This window comes from Desulfomonile tiedjei (genome assembly GCA_016212925.1).
Taxonomy (GTDB): Bacteria; Desulfobacterota; Desulfomonilia; order Desulfomonilales; family Desulfomonilaceae; genus JACRDF01.
The window spans coordinates 120,958-147,377 of sequence record JACRDF010000048.1 but is presented as its reverse complement, the minus strand read 5'-3'; the positions used below and the strand labels follow the sequence as shown (position 1 = coordinate 147,377).

Below are 26,420 nucleotides of genomic sequence, written 5' to 3'. Positions count from 1 at the left end.
GCCGATCACGGACCGAGGACAGGCTGTATATTCGTATGAGCATATTTGAAGGAACCCAAAGCCCCTTGAGAGACTTTGCCACTGCCAGAACAATGATGGTTCAGAGGCAACTTCTGGCTCGCGGCATCATGGATCGCCGCGTCCTGGCCGCTATGGGAGAAGTTCCTCGCCATCTCTTTGTGGCCGAATCTCTTTGGTCGGAGGCCTATGACGACAACCCTCTTCCCATTGGTGAGGGGCAAACGATCAGCCAGCCGTATATGGTGGCCTTAATGACCGAGTTGCTGGACTCGGAGTCAGATAAGCGAGTCCTCGAGATCGGAACCGGCTCAGGGTACCAGGCTGCGGTCCTCACGCGGCTGTGCCGGTGGGTTTACACGGTGGAACGGATAGAGAACCTGTCAGAGAAGGCACGCAAAGTGACGACTGCCTGCGGGTACGACAACATCAGCTTCAAGGTGGGGGATGGAACTGAAGGATGGCCGGAAGAAGCGCCTTTTGAAGGAATTGTAGTAACCGCAGGAGCACCCACCGTGCCCGAAGTCCTCGTAAATCAACTCCAGGTCGGCGGTAGACTGGTAATCCCGGTCGGCAATCGCTTTTCTCAGACCCTCAAGCTGGTCGTCAAGACCCAAGAAGGGACGACAGTAGAAAGCCACACCGGCTGCCGTTTCGTCGACCTGGTGGGGAGGCACGGTTGGCGGGAATTTTGAAATCCCGTGGGTTGCGTCAAACGCGAACCGCGGCATTCGAACGCAAAGGCCTTCGCCCTAAAGACCTCTCAAATCAAGCCGAAAAGAGCGACATCTGCTAGTGACCGTATTCTGCAAATTTCTATTAGTCTTCTTCCTCATGACCCTCCTGGCAGGATGCCCCCATCATAATACCGGGCTACCGCCAAACCTGCGGCTTCCTGCAATGCAGCCAAGTCTACCGGCAAGCGGTCTGTATCATCCTGTCGAGGCAAACGAAAACCTGTCCATGATAGCAAAGGCCTATGATGTAAACCCTCAGCATCTCGCGGAAGTGAACAACCTCAAGCCTCCTTATGACGTGAAGGCCGGCAGCAAGATTTTTGTTCCTGGCGCGTCCCGTGTGAAACATGTCCGCGCAACACCTGACTCCGCCACTCCTCAAACGGATGTGCAAGCATTTACAGGACTCCTTTCATGGCCGGTGAATGGGAAAGTCATTTCGGAATTCGGCGTCCGAGACAAAACCCAGCACGACGGGATAGCTATCCAGGCCCCGGAAGGGACACCCGTCAAAGCAGCGGGTGACGGCAAGGTTGGCCATGTCGGCAAAATGGCCGGTTATGGAAACGTAGTTCTTATCGAACATCCGGACCGTTTGGTCACCGTGTACGCGCATCTGAAAGCGATAAGCGTAAACAAGGGGACCCTTGTTAAGCGCGGCCAGGCGATCGGATCTGTCGGCAGTTCAGGCAGAGCGGCTGAGCCGTCGCTCTATTTTGCGGTCACTTCCCGGTCCAAGCCCCGAAACCCTTTATTTTTTCTGGATAAGAGGACGTGAACCATTCTGGCTCGTGTTACCTTGTCATTGCGAGGAGTGAAACGACGAAGCAATCTCTAACCTTAGGCTTTGAGATTGCTTCGCTGCGCTCGCAATGACAGTTTTTCCGCACCCGTAACCGAGTGCTTACTTCGAACGTAACCATTCAGTCTTGCGGGGGTAGAAGGGATTCTGAGCCCTGAAGGGGCGTACCAATGGTAGCCACGGGTGTAACCCGTGGACCGGAAGTACTGCTACAGCCCTGAATTACCGACCCTGGAGGGGTCGACCAATCCTGAAGTCCAACTCATATTTATGGTCGACCCCGCCAGGGTCGGAGATCCAAATGATTGTGTGGACCATTGTCCACGGGCTTACGCCCGTGGCTACGGTTGGGCTGCCCCTTCGGGGCATGGGAGACGCTCCCGCACGGAAGTGAATGATTACCTTCGAACAACACTTCCGCGTTGACGCAGGCGGGTTATTCTGCCAGAATTTCTTCGGCAGCAAGGAATTTGAAACGTGGAAGGTGGCTCATAATGACCGCGTTCATGTTTTGGAACGTTAATTCCAGACCTCGCGGCGAGATCATAGCCAATCTGGCTCGCAGGCATGACGTTGACGTCATCATGCTTGCTGAGTGTTCAATCTCACCAGCCGCCCTACTGAGCGAACTGAATCGCGTTGAGACGCAATATCATTATGCCGAGCAACGGGCTTGCAAAAAGATTGAAATTTATAGTAGATTTCCGGGCGATTTTATTCCACCTATAATTGAGGACGACAGACTGACTGTTCGACATCTGCAGCTACCGGGTCTAACGGATATACTCCTCGCAGTGGTCCATTTTCCCAGTAAACTCTGGTGGTCGGACCACAGTCAAGCCGCTGAGTGCTGCCAACTGACCGGATCTCTTGAAGAAGCAGAGAACATGGTAGGCCATTCCCGAACGGTCCTGGTCGGTGACCTCAACATGAACCCTTTCGAGGCCGGAGTCGTGGGCGCTAACGGCCTTCATGGTGTAATGACTAAGCGAATTGCCGAGACGGGGTCGCGGATTGTTCAGGGCAGGCAATACCAGTTTTTCTATAACCCAATGTGGAGCCTTTTGGGCGACGCATCACCCGGTCCCCCTGGAACACACTTCTACAGCGCAGCGGAACATGCAGTATTTTTCTGGAATATGTTCGATCAAGTCTTGATCCGTCCAGCACTTTTAGACCGTTTCAGGAACAAGGACCTGCGAATAATAGAGTCAGACGATCAAAGGAGTTTTCTGTCGCCTCGCACTGGAAATCCCGATCCGAATGTAGCATCGGATCATCTTCCGCTGGTCTTCAGCCTAGATCTCTAGATCGTAGGGGGAAATGTACCATGGACGATCTGTGGCCCGACCACTTGCAAACTGTGGCACCGTACTCGCCAGTCAGAATCCTGAAAGAACAGGCTGCATTGTTGGGGGAAAAAACCAAAAACATTGTGCAGGCCTCTCTTCGAATCTCCGGGGAAGGGAGTAGCTCCGCGAAGCCTTTTCTTTACAGCTTTTCTATTGACTGCCCGGCTCTTAGTTACCACTATAGAGTCTTTTCGGTAGCACTGGGTTTTGAACCTTATCCCGTCAGCTTCAGAATCGATGGTGATATTCGTAAGGAGATTTCTCCCGACACTCCGGAAGGGGTTTCCCTTTCGGCAGAATCTGAGCAGGACTTTGTTTCAATTCTTGGGAAAATCCTCCAATCAGAGAAGACAAAAAAAATCGTAGCATCACTAGTGGCCCATGCACAGGCGGGTGAAGTCTAGCAATTCTAACGCGTCTAAACCCTTAGTTGGTGTATTTAGTGTAGATGCCGATGGCAAACAAGTCGGAGGTATGACGTTTTTGTCTCAAGATCCGTTGATAAGGAAGCCGCTTGCTAACCTCAAGATAAGTTCGCCCTTCACCATTCCTTCAGGGGTTGTCACCACTGTGCCCGCGGTGCTTGCGCGGATAGCGCGGGACGTGCCCGCCATAGGATTCCTTACCACCAAGACCTTGAGCGTCAATCCGCGAGAAGGGTACCGCGAACCGATCGTTCACGAATACTATCCGGGCTGTTTCGTGAATGCTGTGGGGCTGGCCAATCCGGGCGCTAGGAATTTTGTGGAAGCCATGCAACCGCTGTTGCCTCTCCACGACAACAAGCCACTGCTAGTCTCCATCATGGGCAACGATCCGGAAGAGTTCCTGGAGTGCGCTGTAATCCTCGATCCTATTGCAGACGCGTTTGAGCTTAATCTGTCTTGCCCTCATGTAAAAGGCGCGGGCCAAAGTGTGGGTTCCGATCCTGAAGCTGTAGGGGCGATCATGCGGCTCCTGACCGCCCACATCAAGAAGCCTATTATCCCGAAACTTTCGCCGAACCTCGGAGATATCCCGGGCATGGCTCGGCTGTGCGAGGAAGAAGGCGCGGCCGGACTGTCATTGATCAATACCGTCGGGCCGGGCACTGCGGTAGATGCAGAAGGCAACCCGATCCTCAGCAATGTCAACGGAGGATTGTCCGGAGCGGGGATCTTGCCAGTGGGATTGAAAGCCGTGAGAGAAGCCGCTTCCGCTGTGAACATTCTCATAATAGCTTCAGGAGGAATCGGATCTGCAGAGGATGTCATAGCGTATTCGGAGGCAGGAGCCTCCTTTTTTGCGGTGGGATCTGCCATGGCCGGGTTGACCACCCGCGAAATTGCCGACTTTTTCGCGAGGCTGACCAAAGCCATGGAGAAAAGACCTGAACAGCCTTCCCCTGCAAAATGCCTTACCTCGGAATCCCGCACTACCTATTCAAAAACGCGGGTTGTGGAGAACACTCGCATCGGCGACGACATATTTAAACTCCGCTTGGAAAAAGGTCCGGCATGCGATCCGGGGAAGTTTTTCTTTCTTCGGCTTCCAGGCGTCGGCGAGAAACCCTTTTCTCCTGCTTATGACTTAGAGCCGGTTTACTTTGTGAGAAAAGTCGGACCGTTCACTTCGGCCCTGGAAGGCCTCAAGCCGGGTGACTGGATTTACATGCGAGGGCCTTACGGTAAGGGTTTTCCCGCGCCTCCCTCGGACAGGCCTTTGGTGCTCGTTGCCGGAGGCACAGGTTCAGCGCCGATAATTTTCGCGGCAACGCGATGGAAGACTTCTGTTGCAAAGGCCTTTTTTGGGTTTTCCAGAGAAGTGACCGATCCGTTCCGTGAAGATATCAGCCGCGATGTCCCTGGAGCCACTGTGGTAATCGACACCCCCGATCGAGTCGGCCAGGTGGTGCGATTCCTGGCTGAGGACATGCAGACGGAACCGGAGCTTTACAGGCAAAGTCTGGTTTTGGTTTGCGGTCCCTCGGCCATGATGCAGGCCGCCGTGGCCGTGCTGGAGGAGCAGATCCCTGAAGAGAGGATCTTCGTAGCTCGCGAGGACGTAATGCGCTGCGGGATAGGACTGTGCGGAAGTTGCGGAACCAAGAGCGGTCTGCGATCCTGCATAGACGGGCCGGTAATGCCGGCCGGCGCGGATCTTGACTTCTAGACATTTTGGCCTTAGCATCCGGACCGAAATTCGACCTTGAGGGGATGGAGTCCCCCTGAAACCGCCTTCAAGGCTGATGACTCCTACCGCGGTGTGTCTTGCGGTGGGAGCGCGACCCGACTGGAGCCCACCCTACGGTGGGTTTTTCATTTTCGGGTGCCGACCTGGAACGTGACCCGGTACATCAAGTCGTTTGGAGTAATTCATGGACCAAACTTGGTTTGTGGCTATGATTTGGATCGGACTGGCGCTACTGGCCAGCGTCATCTCGATGCGGACCGCTATTTCCGTCGCGCTAGTGGAAATTTGCGTCGGCGTAATAGGCGGGAACTACCTGGGGCTGGACCCGAAGGCCGAATGGATCAGTTTTCTTGCAGGCTTCGGCGCTATTCTCCTAACTTTTCTGGCGGGCGCGGAAATCGACCCTGAAGTTCTCCGAAAATACGGAAAAGAAAGCATTGGCATAGGGTTCTTCAGTTTCCTGCTTCCCTTCCTGTCCGCTATGGCCTACGCGTACTACGTGGCCGACTGGACGGCTGAAGCCTCCATGATATGCGGCATTGCGCTTTCGACAACCTCGGTCGCTGTGGTCTACGCTGTCATGGTCGAAACGGGCCTGAACGAGTCGGAATTGGGCAAGCTTATACTTGCGGCTTGCTTTGTCACCGACCTTGGAACCGTGGTCGCGCTGGGCATCCTGTTTGCCAACTATGACGTTTGGCTGATAATCTTCGGTGTTGTAACCGCATTGGTTCTCGGCATAACTCCACGATTTGCGCGTTGGTTTTTCAAGGCTTTCAACGGCCACGTGAGTGAACCCGAAATCAAGCTCCTTTTCTTCATTCTTTTTGGGCTCGGCTGGCTGGCCACTCGCGCGAACAGCGAAGCTGTGCTGCCGGCTTACTTGTTGGGGCTGGTCGTCGCAGGGCTGTTCAAGGAAAACCGTGAAATGGTGCGACACCTTCGCACCGCGACTTTTGCACTGCTGACCCCGTTCTATTTCCTGAAAGCAGGCACCATCGTTTCTATTCCTGCCCTTTTAGCCGGCCTGGGGTTGATTTTAGTGCTTCTTGGGGTCAAGGTGGCAGCAAAGTTCATCGGTGTGTATCCTCTGACCGCTGTGTTTCGCTTTTCGCGCAAGATAGGCATGTATACTACGCTGCTCATGAGCACAGGCCTGACCTTCGGCAGCATTTCAGCGCTGTTCGGTTATACTCGAGGCATCATAACTCAGGACCAATACACAATTCTGGTCACCGTGGTGATCGGGAGCGCGGTTGTTCCCACGCTCATTGCACAATGGTTCTTTCAACCCCGGCATGAAGAGGTAGACGGCAGCGAAGGGGGATGGATTGTGCTCCAGCCATCAGGAGGTGAGACAGATGTTCAAAAAAATTCTGATAGCCTATGACGGCTCCGAGGGTTCGAAGAAGGCCCTCAAGAAGGCAATTGAGCTGGCCGCATGCTTTGACGCGGAGTTCCATTCGATTTCGGTGGAAGAAGACCTGCCTCAATATGTTGCCACGGTTGGCGAATTTGAGGAGGTCAAGCGCCAGAAAGACGCGTTCTTTGAACAGTTGAACAACGAAGCTGTTGAGCTGGCAAAAGCCGGTGGCGCAAAACTCCTAACGCATATCGTGGCGGGCCATGAAGTCGAGAGCATAGTGAGCTTCTGCGCGGCCGGTGAGTTCGATCTGCTCATCGTGGGTTTTATGGGCCACAGCCGGATCTTTGAAAGGGTATGGGGGAGCACTTCGCAAACTCTGACACGCCTGGCCCCGTGCTCAGTTCTTGTTGTGAAGTAGAGCCGTTCAAGGTTGCCGGGATTGAAATATTTAGTAATCGAGAGGGCAAATCAATCGCCCGACCCCTGTCGATTCCGATGCTTCTGACCGTGAATAAGAAATTGCGTGCCACCGTCCAATCATAATCGGAGACAGCTTTTCCGATCCTCGCACCGGCAACCTCGAACTCCGGTGTGGTCGATTGTAAGACAACGCTAACCGAAGTAAAATGAAATCAGGTTCAGACCGGCCGGATTCACCTGGAAGTCTTTCCGCAAGAAAGGAGCAGCTATGTTTCTCAAAGAAGCTGACCTTTTCATGGGGCTTAGCCAGGAAACCATGAGCGAAATTGGCAAAATCATGGTTGAAGAATCCTACAACAAAGGCGCCCTTCTGTTTTCAGAGGGTGACCCGGCACAGTATTTTTATGTCTTGCAGGAAGGGAGGGTGAGACTCGCGATCGGCAAGGAGGGGAAAATAGATTACACCGTGAGCAATCCGGGAGAAGCGTTCGGATGGTCCGCTCTGGTTGACCGCCAATGTTACACCACCGCCGCGGAGTGCGAATCGCCGACGAAGTTGATCAGAATCGAAAAAGAGAAACTCAACAAGGTCTTGGAAAGGGACCCAGGCGGCGGAATGATGTTCTTCAAACGTTTGGCAGGCGCCATAGGGGAGAGATTGATTCACAGCTACAACTCATTTCTGTCCGAACAGAGGCCGGGTGGCGGCGCGTCCTATGGCTCGGGGCAAGTCACGGACGCCCGAGAGGATTAGCTGAGTTCATCCACCCTGAACGAGCACAGTTTGAACGGCGCGCCGGCGCTCTCACGCTTTTAACGGCTGACGCACCCAACGCGGATCCGGTCGGTTGAACCTTGAAACGTCAAAAGGTCGGCTGTAGTCATTATGTGGTGAGGCAGCAGTCTGCACAGCTTTCCCCTGGTGCTTCTGCGATATGCATGATGATATATCAATTCACAAAAGAAATGTCCGAAAAGGCCATTTACTCAGGGCTGTTAGAAACCACCAGAATCGGCGGGCACGGCCCGCCCTACAGGAAGCGTCGCACCTATTTGTAGGGCGGGCCGTGCCCGCCATATTGAGGCGGTTACCAAAGGCGATGTTGGAAATCGAGGTCTTTCAGCCAAATTCTCGCCGGCCACACGGACAAAAACCTTGCCGCGGGCGTAACTCCCCTGGGGAGGCGAGGAATGTCACTTCCTTTTCCGCGAGGACTTTGAAACGATGACTCCTCTGAAGATTGGTTTTTTTATCGTATGGGCCTATCTCCTTCTTGGCCCGACCGTGGCCTCGGCATTTCAGTCGCATCCCGGTCCGGAAGGGCTTTACGCTCACCAGTTGGCCCACATTTTTTTCATTTTGGCAATGGCCTTTCTAGGTTACTGGCTACAGGTAAACGGTTTCACTCGCGAGCGAGGGTGGCGACTGATCCAGATATCATGCATTCTGCTGATACTCTGGAATATTGTGGCTTTTACCGGCCATTGGCTGGAGGAGCGAATCCCGGAGACCGTGGTCTCCGGCGAGCCTGACTGGACTCAACGAATTGCCGTGAACTCAGCGTGGACCGGCCTGTACTACGCTCTGAAACTGGACCACCTGGTTTCCGTCCCGGCGATGCTTTTCCTCTTGCTGGGCATAAGATCGCTGTACAGACAAGCGGTCACGGAGGGACGGAGAGGTGACCGGTAGTTCGTACTCGTTAGCGCCCATCTGGTTCACTGATGTGGCAGGCTCGGCTCTGATAATCGTCCTTTCGTTTCTCGCCGTGTGGTATGCGGTTCGCCTCGCGAAGGCTCAGCCGTCCAATGTCATCTGGATATATTTGTTGTGGCTCTGCGTGGCGCTTGCAGTATTTGGAGTTTCGCGAGGGGTGGGCCATATAGCCAAGCGTTTCCTTTTGCTCATGGATATGCGTGACGTATGGATCAGCCTGCGGTCATACAGCGGGGCGTTCAATACTCTCGCCTTCGTCGTAGTGGCTTCGATAACTCTGTTCTTCCAACGAATCCACAGAATCAATACAGCTATCCTGAAAGATAAAGAGGCCCTGGAACAAGCGAGCCAGGAAGTCATGCACCTAAACCGCAATCTGGAAACCCTCGTTCGACATCGCACGGAAGAGCTAAGCCTGTCGGAAAAGAAATACCGACGGATTTTCGAGGGCTCCATGGACATGATTTTCATCCTGGATGAGAAGGGGGACTTCGTTGATATCAACAGAGCAGGATTGGACGTCCTTGGCTTCCAAAATCGTGACGATTTTATCGGAAAGGTGAGCCTGGGCGGACTTTTCGCTTCAGGAGAAGAATTTGACCAGCTTATGTCGGGCCTTCATGCCAACGGCTTTGTAAGGGACCGGCAATGCAGACTCCGGAAAAGCGAAGAAACGGAAGTTTTCCTTCTCCTGAGCGCGACCAGCCGCAGAGACGCCTCGGGGAAGATCGTCAGCTACGAAGGGATCGCAAAAGATGTGACTGCGCGGCTCTACATGGAGCGTCAACTCCAGCAGGCTGAAAAACTCGCGTCCCTAGGCCAGATTTCCACCGGAATCGCACATGAAATAAACAATCCGTTGGGGGTGATGCTGGGGTACACGCAACTGCTTCTCAGAGATCACCCTTCCGGCAGCCAGATCCATGACGACCTGAAAACCATTGAAAAGCATGCGCGAAACTGCAAAGCTGTAGTGGAAGACTTGCTTAAATTTTCTCGCAGCACCCAGACTAGGAAATCCTCCATTGATATCAACCAATGTGTCGGGGAGGTAATTTCCTTGCTGGAGCACCAATTCGAACTGGACAAGATAACCGTCGAGACCCGGCTCTCGCCCAATCTGCCCAGAGTTACCGCGGACGGCGAAAAATTGCAGCAGGTCTTCATGAACCTGCTCATGAACGCCAGGCAGGCCATTTCCGGGAAGGGCCGAATCTCGGTGGGCACCGAAGGCGACCCTGGAACGCGTGCGATCCGTGTAGTCTTCTCCGACGACGGATGCGGAATCGCGGCAGAGCACATTGACAAAATATTCGATCCATTCTTCAGCACCAAGCCGGTCGGAGAAGGCACCGGATTGGGCCTTTCAGTCAGCTATGGTATCGTTCAGGATCATAACGGCCGCATCCAAGTGGAAAGCCGACCTGGTAAGGGCAGCACCTTTACGGTTGTGTTGCCGGTCGAGCAGGACGGGGAGAGCGCTTCCCGCATAGAGGCAAGTCAGTAGCCAAGGCCAAAGCCGGCCCCATGAAAGAAAATGGACCAACCGATTAAAGCAAGACTCCTGATTGTAGATGACGAAGTGGACATGTTGCGCCTTTTAAAGCGCAGTCTGTCTACGGACCTGAACTGCGAAATAGAAACGGCCCCCGATGCCTATAGGGCATTGTCCCTGCTGGAAGGGAATTCCTTTGACGTGATACTCGCGGACGTACGTATGCCGGGCATGGACGGTATGGAATTCCTCGATCGCATTAAGCGGGATTATCACGGCCTGACTGTAGTCATGATGACCGCGTACGGCACGATAGACCTGGCTGTACAGGCAATCAAGCAGGGCGCCTACGATTTCATAACCAAGCCCTTCGAACATGACAAATTGGTTCACATGCTGGACAAAGCCATTGAAAGGAGCCGGCTGGTCAGAGAAAACCTTTTTCTCCAGCGTCGAGTGAAAGAGCAGGAAAGTTTTCAGGAGATGGTGGGTGCAAGCCCGAAGATGCAGAAGATATTTGACACCATCCGCCTGATTAGCAACACCGACGTGACCGTCCTGATTACCGGTGAATCAGGCACCGGCAAGGATATGGCCGCCAAGGCAATTCACAGACTTAGCCAACGCGGAAACGGCAAGTTCGTTGCAGTCAACTGCCCTAACCTGCCGGAGAGCATTCTGGAGAGTGAGCTGTTCGGTTATCGAAAAGGGGCGTTCACCCATGCCACGCAAGACAAGGCAGGACTGTTCTGGGAAGCGCAGGGGGGGACCATCTACCTGGACGAGATCGGCGATATTTCTCCCACCCTTCAGACCAAACTGCTCCGAGTGCTGCAAGACAAGGAAATAAGACCCCTTGGTCAGACCAAGAGCTTGAAGGTGGATGTACGGATTGTCGCCTCAACCAACCAGGATTTGGCGGCCAAAATCAAGGTAGGCCTCTTTCGCGAAGATCTTTTCTACCGGCTCAACGTCATGTCACTGCACATGCCTCCGCTGAGGGAGAGGCAACAGGACATACCTTCGCTGGTCGATCATTTTCTCAAGCGCTTCTGCGCTGAGTTCAAAAAAGAGCCAAAAACAGCCTCTTCAGGCCTAATGCAGCGGCTTATCAAATATCCTTGGAGAGGTAATGTTCGCGAATTGGAGAACGTTATAAGCCGAGCGGTCCTGCTCACAGCCGACGCCACAATTCAACCCGAGGACTTGCAGTTGGATCTTGATTCCGTGGAATGTCTCGTCACCGAAGCGATAAAGGGGCTTCCCTACAAACATGCAAAGGCCTCGGTGCTGGAACGCTTTAACAGGGAATACCTGACAGACTTGCTTGGGCGCAACAACGGGAATGTTACCAAGGCGGCGAAAGAATGCGGATTGGAACGTCAGGCCCTCCAACAGATCTTGCGGCGGTACGGCATAAAGTCTCGCGATTTTCAGACATCTGAGGACCGAGACACCTTGGTCGAGAATTAGTGACGCAACAAATTTGTTGCAGTGCAAGGTTTTTGCTTCTAGGATATAAACGATCAATAATATTGCATTATGTCAACCAGCGAGTTGTCGAGCGCTCTAATTTCATTGCGGGAATCAGTCTTTCGCAATTCTCAAAATATTTTGTCAGGGCAGATTTCGCGACTGATTCGCATGTAATTTCAGCCGCATTCACTTTTTCTTCACGAGAGCCTAACGGGGCATAATTATTGCTACCGTTAATTTGACCTTATGACACTAGCCACTGAATAATAGTCGTAGTTGGACGGCAAATTGGCAATCATTCTGGTGTTGGACGAAGAAGCGGACTCTTGCACGCTGCTCAAGCGGGTCTTGCAGCGCATGGGCCACAAGGTTTTCGCATTCGGAAACAGCGAGGCAGCCGTGAAATGGGCCGCTTTCAATGTCCCGGACCTGGGGATTGTCAACGTGAGAGGAAGATTCATCCAGGGTTTTCCCATGTTCGAGCGGCTCAAAGAAGTCAACCGCGACATGAAGGTCATGGTGATAACGGACGCGTTCTCAGAGCAATTGTCCGAAAGGTTGTTCGCGGACGACTTCGTGATCAAGCCTCTGGACATCGACCAGTTAGAAACTAAGGTTCGCGATCTCTTAGGGCTGCAAAAGGCCAGGAATCCGGAATCGCGCATGAAAGGCTAAACCGTAACGATCGGAGGTTTTTATGACGAAAAAGTATTGGATCATTGTTGGCTTGGTGGCGGCGGTCGCTGTCATCACTACCCTCATGCTTGCATCCCCCGCTGCCGCGGGCAAGCTGGAGGAAGCTATAGCGAAAACCCCGCAGGGGGTTGGCAAGGGCATGATCGACTCCAAGGCAGCCCCGGGTTTTATGGGAATACCGGGAGCGCCCAGTCCCTTCTGGCTCTTCGGGATACTCTGGGGAATCTGGGTTGGCTGGATCTTCTCCACGGTTGGAGCGTTCGGCGGCATCATGGCTGGTGTCGGCCACATAACCGTGTTCGGACTCGCTGATTACGGCAGATCGTTCAAGGATACGAGTCCTGTGCTCAACAAGCTCCTGACCGATTCAATCCGGACGAGTAACCAATACCTCGTGGGACTGTCTGCCTTCATATCGTCTCTCACCTACTATCGGATGGGGCGACTCGTGTTGCCGCTCGGCCTGTGTCTGGCGGGTGGAGGTATAGCCGGGGCCTATCTTATCCCGGTTCTTACCGCAGGGAAGATCAACCTTAGCCAGTACATAGGGTTCTTTGGAATAATCGTCCTGGTTATCGGATGCTTCCTCTTCTACGAGACCACCGAAGCGGGACAAAAAAGCAAGAAGGCGGCGAAAGCGGCCGCGGCAGCATTTGAAAGTGAACACATAAAGAGAGCGGCAGGTGAGGTTACGGAGCATGGCGCGGCCGGTGTGCAAGTTACGCACTGGGGCGCTTCCAAAATCTCCTTCACATTCTACGGTGTCGAGTTCTCGTTTGCGCCCATTTGGCCTATTCTAGGTGGGTTCGTCATCGCGGCTATTTCAGCGTTCATAGGTGTGGGCGGCGGTTTTCTGTACGTTCCGTTCCTGACGTCCATTGCAGGATTGCCGATGTACGTGGTTGCGGGCACCTCGGCTATGGCCGTGTTAGTCAGCATGATCACCTCGATCTTTACCTTCATGTTCATCAAAGGGACGCCCATAGACTTCCTCTTCATCGGTGTCGAACTGGTGGGCATCTTCATCGGCTCCATCTTGGGACCGTATACGTCCAAATATATTCCCGATCGTTGGCTCAAGAGGATTTTTGTCGTGTTGGCCGTTTATGTAGGCGTGGGCTACACCACGAAAGGTTTCCTGGGGTACTCGATTTTCCCCGGAATGTAGACAGAAAAAGCCCAATCACAGATAATATAAACAGGGGCCGGCTTTGTCCGGCCCCATTCACCATGCCTTTTTCAGTAGCACATCATGGAAATGCACCCCTTGTGGATGCTCGTTGATCCGTACATCATCTGGTTCTATCGCCTGACGGGATACGCTTTTGCGGATTTTCTCTTGGGGACCTTTGTCCTTGCATGGATCGCACTCCTGGTCGGGGAATTTACCATCTCGATGGTTTTCCTGGTATCCAAACAGCGGATCGACGCAAGTACGGAAGAATCGCGGCACTATCAAGATCTATCTGCCGAGGCTCTTTCCGCTGGGGACAAAGAAGCTTACCGAGCGGCCAACAAGTTGGCCAATGACGCATTCGGGAAGTCTTTCTTCATGCAAATAGCTCTCTCTGCCGCTTTCCTATGGCCGGTGTTTGTGGCTCTTGCCTGGATGAATCAGCGCTTTGCGGAGTTGGAATTCCCGTTGATCTTCACCGACTATGCTCTCGGCTGCGTTGGTGTCTTCATTGTGCTCTATGTCGCGGCCTATCTCATTTTTAAGAAGATCAAATACAAACTGCCATATTTCCGATGGATAAAGACGATCCTCGATTCATATCAGAGCGGCCCCGTAGAAGCGAAGAGCTTCACAGACGGGTTGCCCGCGGTTCGCAAGGACGAGAAACGATGAAATGAGTCGTGCATCGCGGCGTTCGAGTTTGGAGGAACGGCGAGTGTGGCACGAACGACAGTTTCGATATACGATGTCAAGGAAAGGGAGAACGACCATGCCGGAAGGTACGAAAAAATCAGTGTACTCGGTTTGTTCCATGTGCACTGTCCGCTGCCCGATTGAAGTGGAAGTGGAAAACGGTGCGGTGAGGCACATCTGGGGGAACCCGCATCTGCTTGGGGGCCACTATCTCTGCCCCAGGGGAGCCGCGGGCAAGGTCTTTCAGAATGATACCGAGCGCTTGCAGCATCCCATGATACGGGACGGCGAAAGAGGGTCAGGAAAGTGGAAAAAGGCCTCATGGGATGAGGCGCTGGATTATATCGCGAGCAATCTGAAGAAAATCATAAGCAAGCACGGCGGAGAGAGCGTAGTGCTCGGCGATAGGGGCGGGCCGTTTACCGACATGCAGAAGGCCTTCATAAAAGCCCTCGGGTCACCGAACTATTTCAATCACCACGGCGCCTGTTCCAACAGCGTACATAATGCTCACAACGCCATGACAGGCCACCGCCGCAACACCGTGGCTTACGACTGGAAGAACTGTGACTATTGCATCCTTTACGGCAGGAACATCCTCGAGTCCATAGGAACCAAAGAGGCCAAGGATTTCATAGACGCGCTGGAGCGCGGCATGAAATTCACTCATATAGACGTGCGATGGAACTATACCGCGGCCAAGGCAGACAGGTTCCTGATGCTCAAGCCCGGGACGGACTACGCTCTGAACCTGGCCTTGATAAACGTGATCGTCAAAGAGAAACTCTACGATGCCGCGTTCGTCGAACGATGGGTCACGGGCATGAAAGAGCTGGTGGCCTTCGTAGAGCCTTACACACCCGAGTGGGCGGAGAAAGAGACCGGTATTCCCGCGAAACAGATTGTCACCATCGCGCACGAACTGGCCGAAGCCAAACCCGCGGTCATACTCTATCAGGGCTGGATGACGGCCTGGACCGAGAATGACTACTATTTCAGGCGGTCCATCTACATGCTGTACGCACTGTTGGGAGGGTACGAAGCAAAGGGAGGACTGCTCTTCAACAAGAATGAAACCCATACCGGGCGCAAGCCGTTGAGGAAACTTGTTGACGGTGTGCCGAAAGTCAACAAAAAGAGGTTCGACGGTGTGGGATGGAAGTACAAACATCTTTCACCCGACTACGGCCTGGCCCAGATGCTGCCGTATGCAATCCTCAAGGAAGACCCTTACCCTGTGAAGGCCTTCATAAACTACCGCTTCGATCCTCTGTCCGCGTTTCCCGACCCGGAGGCTTTCAAAAAGGGCCTGATGAAACTGGACTTGCTGGTAACCGTTGACGTGAACTATAGCCACACCGGCTGGATTTCCGACGTCATACTGCCTGAGGCCACCTATCTGGAACGCACCGATCCGGCCATAGCAAAAGGCGGTCCGAAACCGGCCCTCTGGTTGAGAAGACAAGCGGTCGAGCCTCAATATGATTCCAAGCCCAAGTGGTGGATTTTCAAGCAATTGGCCGAACGGCTCGGAATAGGAGAGTATTTTCCTTACAATAGCGCCGAAGAGCTGATCGAGTGGCAGTTGAAAGATATCGGGTTTCAGCTGTCCGACTTTGATGCCAAAGGGTACATAGAGCTGGCAAAGGATCAAATCCTGTGGGACCGTTCAGATGGCCTGAAGTTCAAGACACCTTCGGGAAAGATCGAGTTCGTGTCCAGCATGCTCCAAGACAGCGGACTCCCGTCATTCCCTCCTTACGAAAGCCCGAAATCGCCGCCCAAAGGGCATTACAGGCTGCTGACAGGTAAAATCGCCATTCACACCCAGGGAACTACTTTGAACAACCTGTACCTGAACGAGTTGCAGCCCGAAAACACTCTATGGATCAACACCAATGAGGCCAAAAAGCTCGGCATCAAGACAGGGGACACCGTGGAGGTCTCGTCCAATGGTTGCGTCCAAACCGTAAAGGCGTCAGTGACCGATTTCATTCATCCCGACGCGGTTTACACGCTCCATGGATTCGGCAGGGAGATTCCTCAACAGACCAGAGCTTACAAGAGAGGGATGAGGGACAATACACTGATGGGAGGCCTGCTTACGGTGGCCGTAGGTGGGAATTGCCCGATAACCGACTGCTTCGTCCGAGTCAAAAAAGCTTCTTAAGATCGCCAGCGTAAGGAGTTCACTACATGAGCGAGTACTATATATACCAAGATCAGAAGAGGTGCATCGGGTGCCGCGCTTGTGAGCTGCACTGTAAAACCGAAAACGACGTTCGCGTCGGACCCAGCTTCGGCAAAATAATCAATGTAGGGCCCACAGTGAGGGGCGACGTGCCTCGGATCAACTTCATTTTCATGCCCTGTTTTCATTGCGAGAATCCCTGGTGCGTCTCCGCCTGTCCGACCGGGGCCATGCAGAAAAGGTCCAAGGACGGTATAGTCTTTGTTGACCCGTCTTTGTGCATTGGGTGTAAGGCATGTATCACCGCTTGTCCGTGGGGCGCGCCTCAGTGGGACAAAGACACGGGCAAAGCAATCAAATGTGATTACTGTAAAGACAGGGTCGATCAAGGGCTCGAACCCGCGTGTGTCACGGGATGCACCACCGATGCCCTGAAGTGGATATCGCCGGCCAAGTCCTCGCAGGTGAGGCGAGAGCGGTTTGCAAAGGCCATAACTGAAGAAATACCCTTTCCGTAATGGCCAAAGGCGCCGCGGGAGTAATCCATGTCAAGCAATCCTATGTTTCCTCCAGGTCCGGGAGCGGACAAAAGCCGCATCGTGTACGACGAGGAGGACGGTCTTAAACGCGAATCGTCCGCGCCGTGCCAATTAAACTGCCCGGCAGGGATAGATATTCCCTCATATGTTGCTCTGATAGGCCTTGGTCGGTACGAAGAAGCGATCGAGATCATAAGGCAGGACAACCCCTTTCCTTGGGTATGCGGGTTGATTTGTCCGAATCCGTGCGAGGCATGGTGTCAACGGCGGTACTTGGACAAGCCGCTCTGTATCAAAGACCTTAAGGGATTGGCCGCCAAAATGGTCATGGACAAAGGCAGGGGCTACAAAATCCCTGAACCCAAGGCCACGTACAAGGAAAAAATAGCTGTCATCGGTTCGGGCCCCGCGGGGCTTACAGCTGCCTATTTTCTGGCGTGGGAGGGCTACCGAGTAACTGTCTTCGAGGCCATGCCCGAAGCCGGTGGGCTTATGATAGCAGGCATTCCGGAATTTCGTCTTCCACGGCATGTGGTGCGAAGAGAAATCGAGGCAATCAAGGAAATGGGTGTTGAGATCGTTGTTAACACCCCGGTGGGCCAGGATCTTACCCTCGACCACCTGCGAAAGGATGATTACAAGGCCTTCTTTCTCGGAATCGGCGCTTGGGAGAGCTTCAAGCTCGGCATTGAAGGAGAGGATGACTTCCCCCAGGTAGTGGGCGCTCTGAATTTCCTCAAAGACGTGTCCTTCGGATACAGGGTGAAGCCGGCCAATAGCGTGGCCATCGTGGGTGGCGGGAACGCGGCCATTGACACCGCGCGGACCTGCGTGCGCCTCGGTTCCCAGTCTGTGAGCATTGTCTACCGCCGTACACGTTCCGAAATGCCCGCGCATTTCGAGGAAATTATCCAGATGGCCGAAGAGGGGATCCATGTCCATCAATTGACTATTCCTTCCAAGATTGTCGGTAGTTATGGAAAGATCGATTCTCTTGAGTGCGTCATGGCCACGTTGGGTGAACCGGACGATACCGGCCGCCGCCGCCCTGTTCCCGTTGCGGACTCCTCTTACAAGATGCCTGTCGGAGCCGTCATATCCGCCATTGGCCAAAGGCCTGCCACAAGACAATATCCGGGTCTTGGGGATTTAGATCTGACCAGAAAAGAGACCATAAAAGTTCGGGGCGACAATCAGCAGACGAGCATTCCGGATGTCTTCGCGGGTGGCGACGCGGTCACCGGGCCCGCGACCGTGGTTCAGGCTATCGGCGCGGGCAAAAGGGCCGCCAGGGCTATTCACGCATACCTGAGGGATCAGCGCTTCGATGCCAAAGCCCTCCCGAGACCAAGGGAGATGGTCAGACCCGCTGAGATGAATTACCACGAGAAGTCATTCATTCAACGCCAGGAAATACCCCTGATAGACCTGGACAGAAGGATGCATTCTTTCGACCAGGTAGAGCTGGGGCTGGACGAGATCGCCGCCAGACAAGAAGCCAAGAGATGCATGCGGTGCGACATTTGCGAGAGATGCGGAAAATGTGTGGAGGTCTGCCGCGACCGGCTGGGGGTTTCGGCAATCAGGTTTCACCACGCGGGAGAAAGCTCTCTGATCCTTAAAGACTATGTGCACGGATTGCCCAAATGTATCGGATGCGGCTCCTGTGCCAACATTTGTCCCACCGGGGCCCTTGAGATGAAGGATCAGGGCGATGAGCGGCTGATTCTGATGTCCGGGACCGTTATTAACAGAATTAAAATGGAGAAATGTGAGGGCTGCGGCGTGTACTACGTGCCCAAAATTTTCGTGAAGCACGTGGCAAAACTGGTCGACGCTCCGGAAGAATCTTTTGAGCGAAAGCTTTGCCCGCAGTGCAAGCGCATATCCGCCGCGTCAAGAATCGCGGGTGCAGAGCCGGACTATACCCGGGTGGACGAATCCGAGGTGCAGGTTTACTGAGGTCCGGTAAAATGGACCTCATGCTCAGTCCTGACTGAGCGGATCTTGCCCGTTCGCCAAAATTCATGAACACAAAATCGGTAATGATTTCCGAGAATCGCTGAACGCCCTGCCTCCCTACCAAAGAGCACAAGGCTCCAAAGGAGTCTGACCCCGTAATTTGACTGCGCTGCCTCCAACAGTTATACCTGAAAAGAAGAGTTGTCCGCTGTCACCAGGGCGGCCGTTAAAGACCCCCCGGCGTTTGATAGTCTCGCTCGATCCACCCGTTCCGAAAATGCGTTTCTACAGGAGGCCATATTGACCAGCGAAAAAATAAAGAAATTTGCCCGTAAATGCGGGGCTGACCTTGTGGGTGTGGCTGATCTTGAGTTGCTAAAAGGAATAGACACAGAACCAGCGGATCTTCTTGAAGGGTACAGCCGGGCGATCAGCATAGGGGTCAGGCTGGCGGACGGCGTGATCGATCCGATTGTGGACCGGCCTACACCTTTGTACCAACAGCATTACCTCAAAGTTAACGCTTTGCTGGACGACATCGCTATTCGGGCATCACAGTATATTCACGAAGCGGGCGGGAAAGCTTTGCCGATTCCAGCTTCTCAATTGCTGGACAAGACGGAGTGGCGTTCGTACATTTCGCACAAGGCGGTTGCAATCGCGGCAGGGCTGGGATGGCAAGGGAAGAGCCTGCTGGTGGTCAATCCGCAGTGCGGACCACGGCTAAGGCTTGCCACGGTGCTCACGGATTTACCTTTGATCCCGGACCCACCCCTCAAGAACCGATGCGGCAAATGCTCGCATTGCACCGAAGCGTGCCCCGCGCAAGCTATTAAGAACGTCAACACAGTCAGGCATTACGCGGACAGAAACGAGGCTTTGTATTTCGAGCGATGCGTCACCAGAGTCACTGAGAACGCGGGCTCTCTTCCCTTCATCGAAAGCCCGATTTGCGGGGTCTGCATAAAGGTCTGCCCGTGGGGCCGCAAAAAGCGGGGGAAAAAATCCACAAAGGGTGCGAGTGAATAAAAGTGAAATCAGGCATGCGTGAAGTGGAGGAAGCCAATTTGGCTACGGGCCCGGAAAATAGGGACCTGGCCTGGCAACTGATCGATAGCTACGAAGACAGAAAATATGGGCTCTTCTCAGTTGCGATTAATCGGAGTAGGTCTCCCAGGACCGGAGGCATACACGAATTTCAGGTGCTCAAGTCTCCCGACTGGGTGGCCGTGATCGCTCTCACCCCTGACAACGAGGTGATAATGGTCCGGCAATACAGGCACGGAACGGGCGAGCTATCCCTTGAGCCGCCCGGCGGACTCGCTAAGGCGGATAAGACCCTTGAGCAATCCGGCCGCGAGGAGCTTGAAGAGGAAACAGGATATCAGGCTGAAAGGCTCGAACTTCTGGGTTGGATGCACCCAATGCCCGCCCTGTTCTCGAATCGTTTCTATGTTTATCTTGCCAAAGACGCCAGGCCGACCGGCACCCTCAACCCCGACGAGACGGAAGAAATCGAGACCCTCCTCGTACCGGTGGACAGTATAAGAGAGTACATCAGATCGGGGCGAATTACCTGCTCGGTCATGATTGCCGCTCTGTATATGTTCCTGGACCGCGAGGAAGCCGCGCGTGAGAAAGGACCCCCTCGCTAAACTTCCAGTGACCCTTCTCTTTTAATCCTCTTGATCAACAGGTTTTTCCCGCTCGCCTAGTCGTCCTGTCATACGGATTCGCCTTCAAACGGTGAAGATTGTTTGATCCAAAATCAGCACTGACCTGGTTCCCATGTCAGTGGCACCCAACAGCCTACCAGCATCGGCCTTCGGGTGCCACGGACCTGAGGTCGCTCCAGTCCGTGCGGGATCTACCTGATCCTTCAGTGTTTGACCGCGACCTCGTATGAAAGCTTGCGCGGTCCTGCAATTTTTTTCTTGCCATTGGTTTTTAATGTGGTAAGAGAGGCGGCACAACTTATCACCATACCGCATTATGCGTACCTGAGAAGCCTGGCGGCTTCAAATGTCCTGTCGTCGGGCTTTTCGTTTGTCTGGAGCCAGCATACCTGATAGATATACCGGTCTTTTCAGGATGTTACTATTATTTGCCATCTAGATATTGAAATATAGCTAACCTTATGCTATAATCAAACCTGTTAACTATATGATTCGACATTATAAGCAACGTCGAGTGAGGTCTGCCATGGAAAGGGTTATGGTTTCGATTGTGATAGTGATGGTTTTTCTCGTAGGAGTCGTCGGCTCTGCACAAAGCATGACACCCTACCCGCCTCAAGGTGCCTGTGGCCCGCAGCGAACTATGGTCACCAAAATGATCCCGTGCATGAAGACTGAGATGGTGGCCGAGGTCGTTCCGTGCACCCGCGTGGTTCCGGTAAAACGGATCGGATACCGGATGCAAAATGTCATGCTGAAGGGAATGCCTGTCGGACAACCCTGTGGCTTGGACCCTTGCATCAAATGTTGCCCGCAGCCGTTTTGCCAGGTGGTCCAGCAAAAGGTCCCTTACGAGTATTATGAACCGCAAACCGTACGCACGTACAACGTGGTGTACAAGCCGGTTTGCCGCCCGGTTATGCTGCCCCAAAATTATTTGGTGGAAGCGATTCCCATGTGCCGTTAACGGCCGCATGGATTGTCCTAATTTCCTAAATTTAGGGGGGCCTCTGCGTAATTGATCGGCCCCCCGCCCCCTTTCAAACCCTCGAGCATTCTTCGCGGCCAAGCTTCCATTAATTTCCCTGGACAGGCAAAAACCAAGAATTTGGACCTAAAGTAGTTTTCGGTCTTTTTGCAGACGCTTGGAAATCAAGTAAGCCCAATTAATCAAGTTATTACTGCAAAAAATCCTTGACGCGCTTGAAATCTTGTGGAATTACGTCCGGCAAAAGCGACGAGGATCAGTATCCGTGCCTGCATCGACCAATAGGCAAAGTCCTTTGACCCGAGCACCACTCTCCGATCTTGCCGGGGAACCGACAGCCGGGCCTTGCTTGCCTTCTGCCGGGTTCGGAGACCGCAGGTCGGTTGATTATTACACCGGCGTGCGCCACGACGTGGTGGCCATGATACCTGAAGGAGTAAGGTCGATTCTCGAAATAGGTTGCGCAGCAGGAGGCACAGGCAGATTGTTGCGGTCAATGGGGTTCGAAAGGCTCATCGGCGTTGAGTTGGATCCCTACTACGCATCCTCCGCGCGTGAATTCTATTCCAATATCATTGTCGGAGACGCGGAGGAGATGGATCTCCACGAGATAAAAGACCAATCCCTGGATTGCATTCTTTATCCTGATGTCCTGGAGCATTTTCGCGATCCATGGGCGGTTCTACGCCGCCATTTGCGCGTCTTGGCGCCGGGGGGTTACGTCATCGCCAGCATCCCGAACATAAGATACTACAAAGCCGTCAGGGACCTGGTCTTGCGGGGGAAATGGGAATATTCGGACGCGGGCATTTTGGACCGGGGCCACCTGAGATTCTTCACTCTAGCGTCCATACAAGCTCTTTTCACGGAGAATGGCCTGCAAGTGCTCGAGTGGGGCCATCGTGCACGCGGATCAAACATGCTGAAGCTGCTGAATAAGGTCCTGTTAAACAGGCTAAGCTCTTTTCTCGTTAAACAATACCTGGTCCTCGGACAGAAGCCCCGATGGGGGCAATCATCTTCCTAAGCCTTCTTCGTCTCAAAGTCCCGAATCCATCCCTAGGTTTTTGACCCTTTCGGCGTTTCTGTAAACCCTCAGTTACGGATGGGGACAGCAGCCCGCCAACGAGCCCAGAAAACCAGTAGCGCCGGCATCTTGCCGGTCCTACCATTGTTTCTGACCTGACGCCCATGGCTTTCCCCGCGTAACTGAGGGGTTACACGGTTCTGACACCCGCGATTGACACAGATAGTGCTTTCCGATAATGTGACGTTTTGCCTTATTAATTTGCCTTCTAAGCGGACCTGATTTATTCAAGCCGCCGCGGATTGGCAATCGACGTCCTGGAGAACCCTGATGAAAACCGCAATAGTGACAGGTGGGGCAGGGTTTATCGGCAGTCATCTCGTTGAAACCCTGCTTGCCCAAGATCTCACAGTGCTGTGCCTGGACAACTTCTTTACTGGAAGCAAGCAGAACATCCTGCCGTTCATGGACAATCCCAGTTTTGAGCTGATCCGCCACGATGTAGTGGTTCCCATTCTTCTGGAAGCCGACGTCGTATATCACCTCGCGTGTCCGGCTTCCCCTGTGCACTACCAGAACAATCCCATTAAGACGCTCAAGACCTCGGTGCTCGGAACCCTTAATATGCTCGGGTTGGCCAAGCGAACCAGAGGCAGGATCTTGCTGGCCTCCACGTCCGAGGTCTATGGGGACCCTGATGTCCACCCTCAGCCCGAGACCTATTACGGACACGTGAACCCGGTCGGACCGCGAGCCTGTTATGATGAAGGGAAACGGGCCGCAGAGACCCTCATGGTGGGTTACCGCGATTACAACCATGTGAACGTGACTATTGCCCGTATCTTCAATACTTATGGACCGCGGATGCTGCCCAACGACGGGAGGGTAGTAAGCAACTTCATTTGTCAGGTCCTCCGTGGTGAGGAAATCACCGTTTATGGGGATGGCTCTCAGACCCGCTCATTCTGCTTCATTTCGGACCTGGTGGACGGACTAATTCGCCTTATGGACAGTTCCGAGCCCGGCCCGATCAATCTGGGAAATCCCCATGAGGTTACTGTCGAAGACTTGGCGCGAACGATCATGCGCATGATTCCGGGCACAGGTTCCACAATAGTGTATAAGCCGTTGCCCAAAGACGATCCCACACGACGCAAACCGGATATCTCCCTGGCCAGGAAGGCCTTGGGATGGGAACCCACGGTGCCGCTTGAACAGGGCCTCGAAAAAACGATTGCTTATTTCAGGAGAGAACTGGGATCGTCCTTATGAATGAGAGCAAAACCAACAGCAGCCTCAAGCGCAATTTGCTGATCGTATTTGGCACATTGTTGGGGCTGGTTTTTCTGTATATCACCTTTAAAGATATATCGTGGAAAGACCTGCTGGACGGGGTACGGCAGGTGAAGCTCATTTATTTCTTGCCGTGCGCGTTCCTGATGCTTCTTATCCAGTTTATTCGGGCGTCCCGGTTTGGGTTGATCTTACGTCCGTTTTGCCGCCTGAGCATCAAAGACTTGTGGGACATTCTCAACCTCTGGGCGGCGGCGAGTATGATAATGCCCGCCCGGTTGGGCGAGTTGGTCCGGCCGTATTTGGTTCGTCAAAGTGGCGGCTCCTTTTCCAGTGCCCTCGGCGGAGTGATCGTGGAGAGGTTTTTCGATCTTTCAAGCCTTCTTTTGTTGTTGGCAATTATTCTCTGGACAACGCCCCAAGTACCTCCGATCTACACATCGATTGGGGAAATCATGCTCGTGTTTCTGGCCATCGGGTACGCGGCGGTCTTGCTGGTTCTGGCGCGGAGGGAAAAGGTCCAGGCTGCGGTGACGTATCTTCTCTCCTGGCTCCCTCCGAAGGCTGCGGCATTTCTGGGAACAATTTTTCAGAAACTGCTTGACGGCTTCGGGATTATGGCCAGCTTCAAACAAGCTGTGATCATCTTCTTGTTAAGCTTGACCATTTGGGTCCTGTTCTCGACCATGACATATCTCGTTCTTCTCGCGTTTTCCATCGAGGCCCCGTTCCTGGTGGCCGTCACCATACAGGTCTTCATCTGTTTCGGCGTGGCCCTTCCTTCTGCCCCGGGATTTATCGGGACGTTTCATGCCGCGGGGCGTTACGCTCTCACCTTGTTCGGCATTCAAGCAATCTCTGCGGTGTCTTTTGCCACTGTGTACCACCTTTTCAGCGTGGTCATGTGCCTGCTGTTGGGACTAAGTTCTTACTGGACCAGCAACTTTCGGTTCGATTCCTCAGCATTCTCCGGAAGCACGCGGGAGGAAACCGATCCACGCGCTCAGACCCGACTTGCCGAACCCTAGAATTGCGCCGTTGCCTGGTGAACAAAAGACAGAGTTTACTGAAGGGGGATGCGGGCAGACCCCCTTTTGTACAAAGGTTCACCCCGCATATGCGTCTCCTGGAAGAGGCAAGAGGAAGCGACTTTGACGAATTGGTCTGAACTCGACAAAAAATACATCTGGCATCCATTTACCCAGATGGAGGAATGGCTGCAATCCGACTCGCTGGTGATCGAGAGAGCCGACGGGAACTATCTTATCGACACGAAAGGGCGGAGATACCTGGACGGTGTCTCGTCCCTGTGGGTCAACGTTCACGGCCACCGCAAGGCACAGATAGATGACGCGGTCATTGTCCAACTCGGAAAGGTCGCACACTCCACCCTTCTCGGTCTGGCCGCTGTTCCGTCGATAGAGCTTGCGCAAAAGCTGGTGCAGGTTACACCGGAAGGTCTCAACCGTGTTTTCTATTCGGATTCAGGTTCCACCGCGGTTGAGGTCGCGCTCAAGATTGCATTCCAGTACTGGAAAAACCTCGGACATGAGAAGAAGCGGCTCTTTGTAACACTGTCAGAGGCATATCACGGAGACACCATCGGCTCCGTCAGCTTGGGCGGAATTGATCTGTTCCACTCGATTTTTCACCCTTTGCTATTCCAGACGCTGACCATTCCAACTCCGTTTCCGTATCGCTCACCCGAATTGACCCCCGAACAGTGCCGCGACCGATCCCTGGACCACTTTCGAGCGCTGGCCACAAACCGGGTCGATGAAATCGCCGCGCTGGTCGTAGAGCCTCTGGTTCAAGGCGCTGCCGGCATGATCGTTCACCCGAAAGGATTCCTGAAAGGTTTGGAAGAGATCTGCCGGGAACACCACATCCTTCTCATTTGCGATGAGGTGGCCACAGGCTTCGGCAGGACAGGCAAGATGTTTGCCTGTGAGCACGAGGACGTACGGCCCGATATGATGGCTCTGGCAAAAGGCCTGTCCGGAGGCTATCTCCCGCTGGCCGCAACTCTGGTCACTGATGAAATCCACCGGGCCTTCCTCGGGCAACACACCGAGTATAAGACATTTTTCCACGGGCACAGTTATACGGGCAATGCGCTTGCGTGTGCCGCGGCCTGTGCGTGCCTCGATGTCTTCGAACAGGAAGAAGTGCTCGGAAAAGCCCCATCCAAGATCGCCTTGTTGGCCCAAGTCCTTAAGGAACAGATAGAGCCTCTTCCGCATGTGGGCGAAATAAGGCAATACGGTTTTATGGTCGGGATTGAGCTTGTCGAAGACCCTGCCACGCGAAGTCCTTATCCTCCTGAATTGAGAATGGGCGCTCGCGTTACACAGAATGTGAGAAAATACGGCGTGATTCTGCGGCCCCTTGGCGACGTCGTGGTCCTTATGCCGCCTCTTTCAATTACCGACGGCCAAATTCGAGAGCTTGTGGCTGCCACAGCAAAGTCCATCAAGGAGATATGCGGAAGTGAGTAAGCCTCCTTGCTTCCAATCGTGGCTCTGTGGAGACTTGAGGCTTGGCGAAGGCAGGAAAGCTTGACCCACAATAAAAACCCAGGGCTCACTCTTTAAGGCGACCCTCTTGGGACAGCGGCCCCGAC

At 53.6% G+C, this 26,420-nt stretch carries 24 protein-coding genes; all 24 read left to right on the top strand.

Annotated features, from left to right (window positions below; all coding sequences use genetic code 11):
- Positions 1-35: 35 nt before the first annotated feature.
- Complete coding sequence (locus tag HY913_21470) at positions 36-713, top strand: protein-L-isoaspartate(D-aspartate) O-methyltransferase (protein MBI4965862.1); 678 nt, start codon at positions 36-38, stop codon at positions 711-713.
- 205 nt (positions 714-918) lie between these two features.
- Entirely contained in the window at positions 919-1,533 is a 615-nt protein-coding gene (locus HY913_21465) for a LysM peptidoglycan-binding domain-containing M23 family metallopeptidase (protein MBI4965861.1), read from the top strand.
- A 518-nt stretch (positions 1,534-2,051) separates the two neighbouring features.
- Positions 2,052-2,867 (top strand): endonuclease/exonuclease/phosphatase family protein, encoded by an 816-nt coding sequence (locus HY913_21460; protein MBI4965860.1) that lies wholly within the window; start codon positions 2,052-2,054, stop codon positions 2,865-2,867.
- A gap of 20 nt (positions 2,868-2,887) precedes the next feature.
- Positions 2,888-3,313: a hypothetical protein gene (locus HY913_21455; protein MBI4965859.1), complete on the top strand. Its 426-nt coding sequence runs from the start codon at positions 2,888-2,890 to the stop codon at positions 3,311-3,313.
- A gap of 79 nt (positions 3,314-3,392) precedes the next feature.
- Positions 3,393-5,060 (top strand): dihydroorotate dehydrogenase, encoded by a 1,668-nt coding sequence (locus HY913_21450; protein ID MBI4965858.1) that lies wholly within the window; start codon positions 3,393-3,395, stop codon positions 5,058-5,060.
- Positions 5,061-5,265: 205 nt separating this feature from the next.
- A complete protein-coding gene (locus HY913_21445; GenBank protein MBI4965857.1) occupies positions 5,266-6,471 on the top strand; it encodes a cation:proton antiporter in 1,206 nt (401 codons plus the stop codon).
- Positions 6,443-6,865 (top strand): universal stress protein, encoded by a 423-nt coding sequence (locus tag HY913_21440; GenBank protein MBI4965856.1) that lies wholly within the window; start codon positions 6,443-6,445, stop codon positions 6,863-6,865. Before HY913_21445 ends, HY913_21440 begins: the two co-directional genes overlap by 29 nt.
- Before the next feature lie 270 nt (positions 6,866-7,135).
- Positions 7,136-7,621 carry a cyclic nucleotide-binding domain-containing protein gene (locus HY913_21435; GenBank protein MBI4965855.1) on the top strand — a complete coding sequence of 162 codons (486 nt, stop codon included), beginning with the start codon at positions 7,136-7,138 and terminating at the stop codon, positions 7,619-7,621.
- Between the two features lie 471 nt (positions 7,622-8,092).
- Entirely contained in the window at positions 8,093-8,560 is a 468-nt protein-coding gene (locus tag HY913_21430) for a hypothetical protein (protein MBI4965854.1), read from the top strand.
- Entirely contained in the window at positions 8,550-10,091 is a 1,542-nt protein-coding gene (locus HY913_21425) for a PAS domain S-box protein (protein ID MBI4965853.1), read from the top strand. Before HY913_21430 ends, HY913_21425 begins: the two co-directional genes overlap by 11 nt.
- 42 nt (positions 10,092-10,133) lie before the next feature.
- Positions 10,134-11,552 (top strand): sigma-54-dependent Fis family transcriptional regulator, encoded by a 1,419-nt coding sequence (locus HY913_21420; protein ID MBI4965852.1) that lies wholly within the window; start codon positions 10,134-10,136, stop codon positions 11,550-11,552.
- A 291-nt stretch (positions 11,553-11,843) separates the two neighbouring features.
- On the top strand, positions 11,844-12,230 hold the full coding sequence (locus HY913_21415; GenBank protein ID MBI4965851.1) for a response regulator: 387 nt from the start codon (positions 11,844-11,846) through the stop codon (positions 12,228-12,230).
- A gap of 22 nt (positions 12,231-12,252) precedes the next feature.
- Positions 12,253-13,419: a sulfite exporter TauE/SafE family protein gene (locus tag HY913_21410; GenBank protein MBI4965850.1), complete on the top strand. Its 1,167-nt coding sequence runs from the start codon at positions 12,253-12,255 to the stop codon at positions 13,417-13,419.
- A gap of 84 nt (positions 13,420-13,503) precedes the next feature.
- The gene (locus tag HY913_21405; protein ID MBI4965849.1) at positions 13,504-14,100 is read left to right on the top strand and encodes a hypothetical protein; all 597 of its coding nucleotides are present in this window, start codon (positions 13,504-13,506) and stop codon (positions 14,098-14,100) included.
- A 97-nt stretch (positions 14,101-14,197) separates the two neighbouring features.
- Positions 14,198-16,291: a molybdopterin-dependent oxidoreductase gene (locus HY913_21400; GenBank protein ID MBI4965848.1), complete on the top strand. Its 2,094-nt coding sequence runs from the start codon at positions 14,198-14,200 to the stop codon at positions 16,289-16,291.
- A gap of 26 nt (positions 16,292-16,317) precedes the next feature.
- Positions 16,318-16,830 carry a 4Fe-4S binding protein gene (locus tag HY913_21395; protein MBI4965847.1) on the top strand — a complete coding sequence of 171 codons (513 nt, stop codon included), beginning with the start codon at positions 16,318-16,320 and terminating at the stop codon, positions 16,828-16,830.
- 27 nt (positions 16,831-16,857) lie between these two features.
- Positions 16,858-18,813 carry an FAD-dependent oxidoreductase gene (locus HY913_21390; GenBank protein ID MBI4965846.1) on the top strand — a complete coding sequence of 652 codons (1,956 nt, stop codon included), beginning with the start codon at positions 16,858-16,860 and terminating at the stop codon, positions 18,811-18,813.
- Positions 18,814-19,113: 300 nt separating this feature from the next.
- Entirely contained in the window at positions 19,114-19,842 is a 729-nt protein-coding gene (locus tag HY913_21385) for an epoxyqueuosine reductase (GenBank protein MBI4965845.1), read from the top strand.
- 14 nt (positions 19,843-19,856) lie between these two features.
- On the top strand, positions 19,857-20,468 hold the full coding sequence (locus tag HY913_21380) for an NUDIX hydrolase (protein MBI4965844.1): 612 nt from the start codon (positions 19,857-19,859) through the stop codon (positions 20,466-20,468).
- Between the two features lie 547 nt (positions 20,469-21,015).
- Entirely contained in the window at positions 21,016-21,456 is a 441-nt protein-coding gene (locus tag HY913_21375) for a hypothetical protein (protein MBI4965843.1), read from the top strand.
- 316 nt (positions 21,457-21,772) lie between these two features.
- Entirely contained in the window at positions 21,773-22,504 is a 732-nt protein-coding gene (locus tag HY913_21370) for a class I SAM-dependent methyltransferase (GenBank protein ID MBI4965842.1), read from the top strand.
- A gap of 330 nt (positions 22,505-22,834) precedes the next feature.
- Entirely contained in the window at positions 22,835-23,776 is a 942-nt protein-coding gene (locus HY913_21365) for an SDR family oxidoreductase (protein ID MBI4965841.1), read from the top strand.
- Positions 23,773-24,825: a flippase-like domain-containing protein gene (locus HY913_21360; GenBank protein ID MBI4965840.1), complete on the top strand. Its 1,053-nt coding sequence runs from the start codon at positions 23,773-23,775 to the stop codon at positions 24,823-24,825. Before HY913_21365 ends, HY913_21360 begins: the two co-directional genes overlap by 4 nt.
- Positions 24,826-24,873: 48 nt before the next feature.
- A complete protein-coding gene (gene bioA / locus HY913_21355) occupies positions 24,874-26,295 on the top strand; it encodes an adenosylmethionine--8-amino-7-oxononanoate transaminase (protein ID MBI4965839.1) in 1,422 nt (473 codons plus the stop codon).
- Positions 26,296-26,420: the final 125 nt, after the last annotated feature.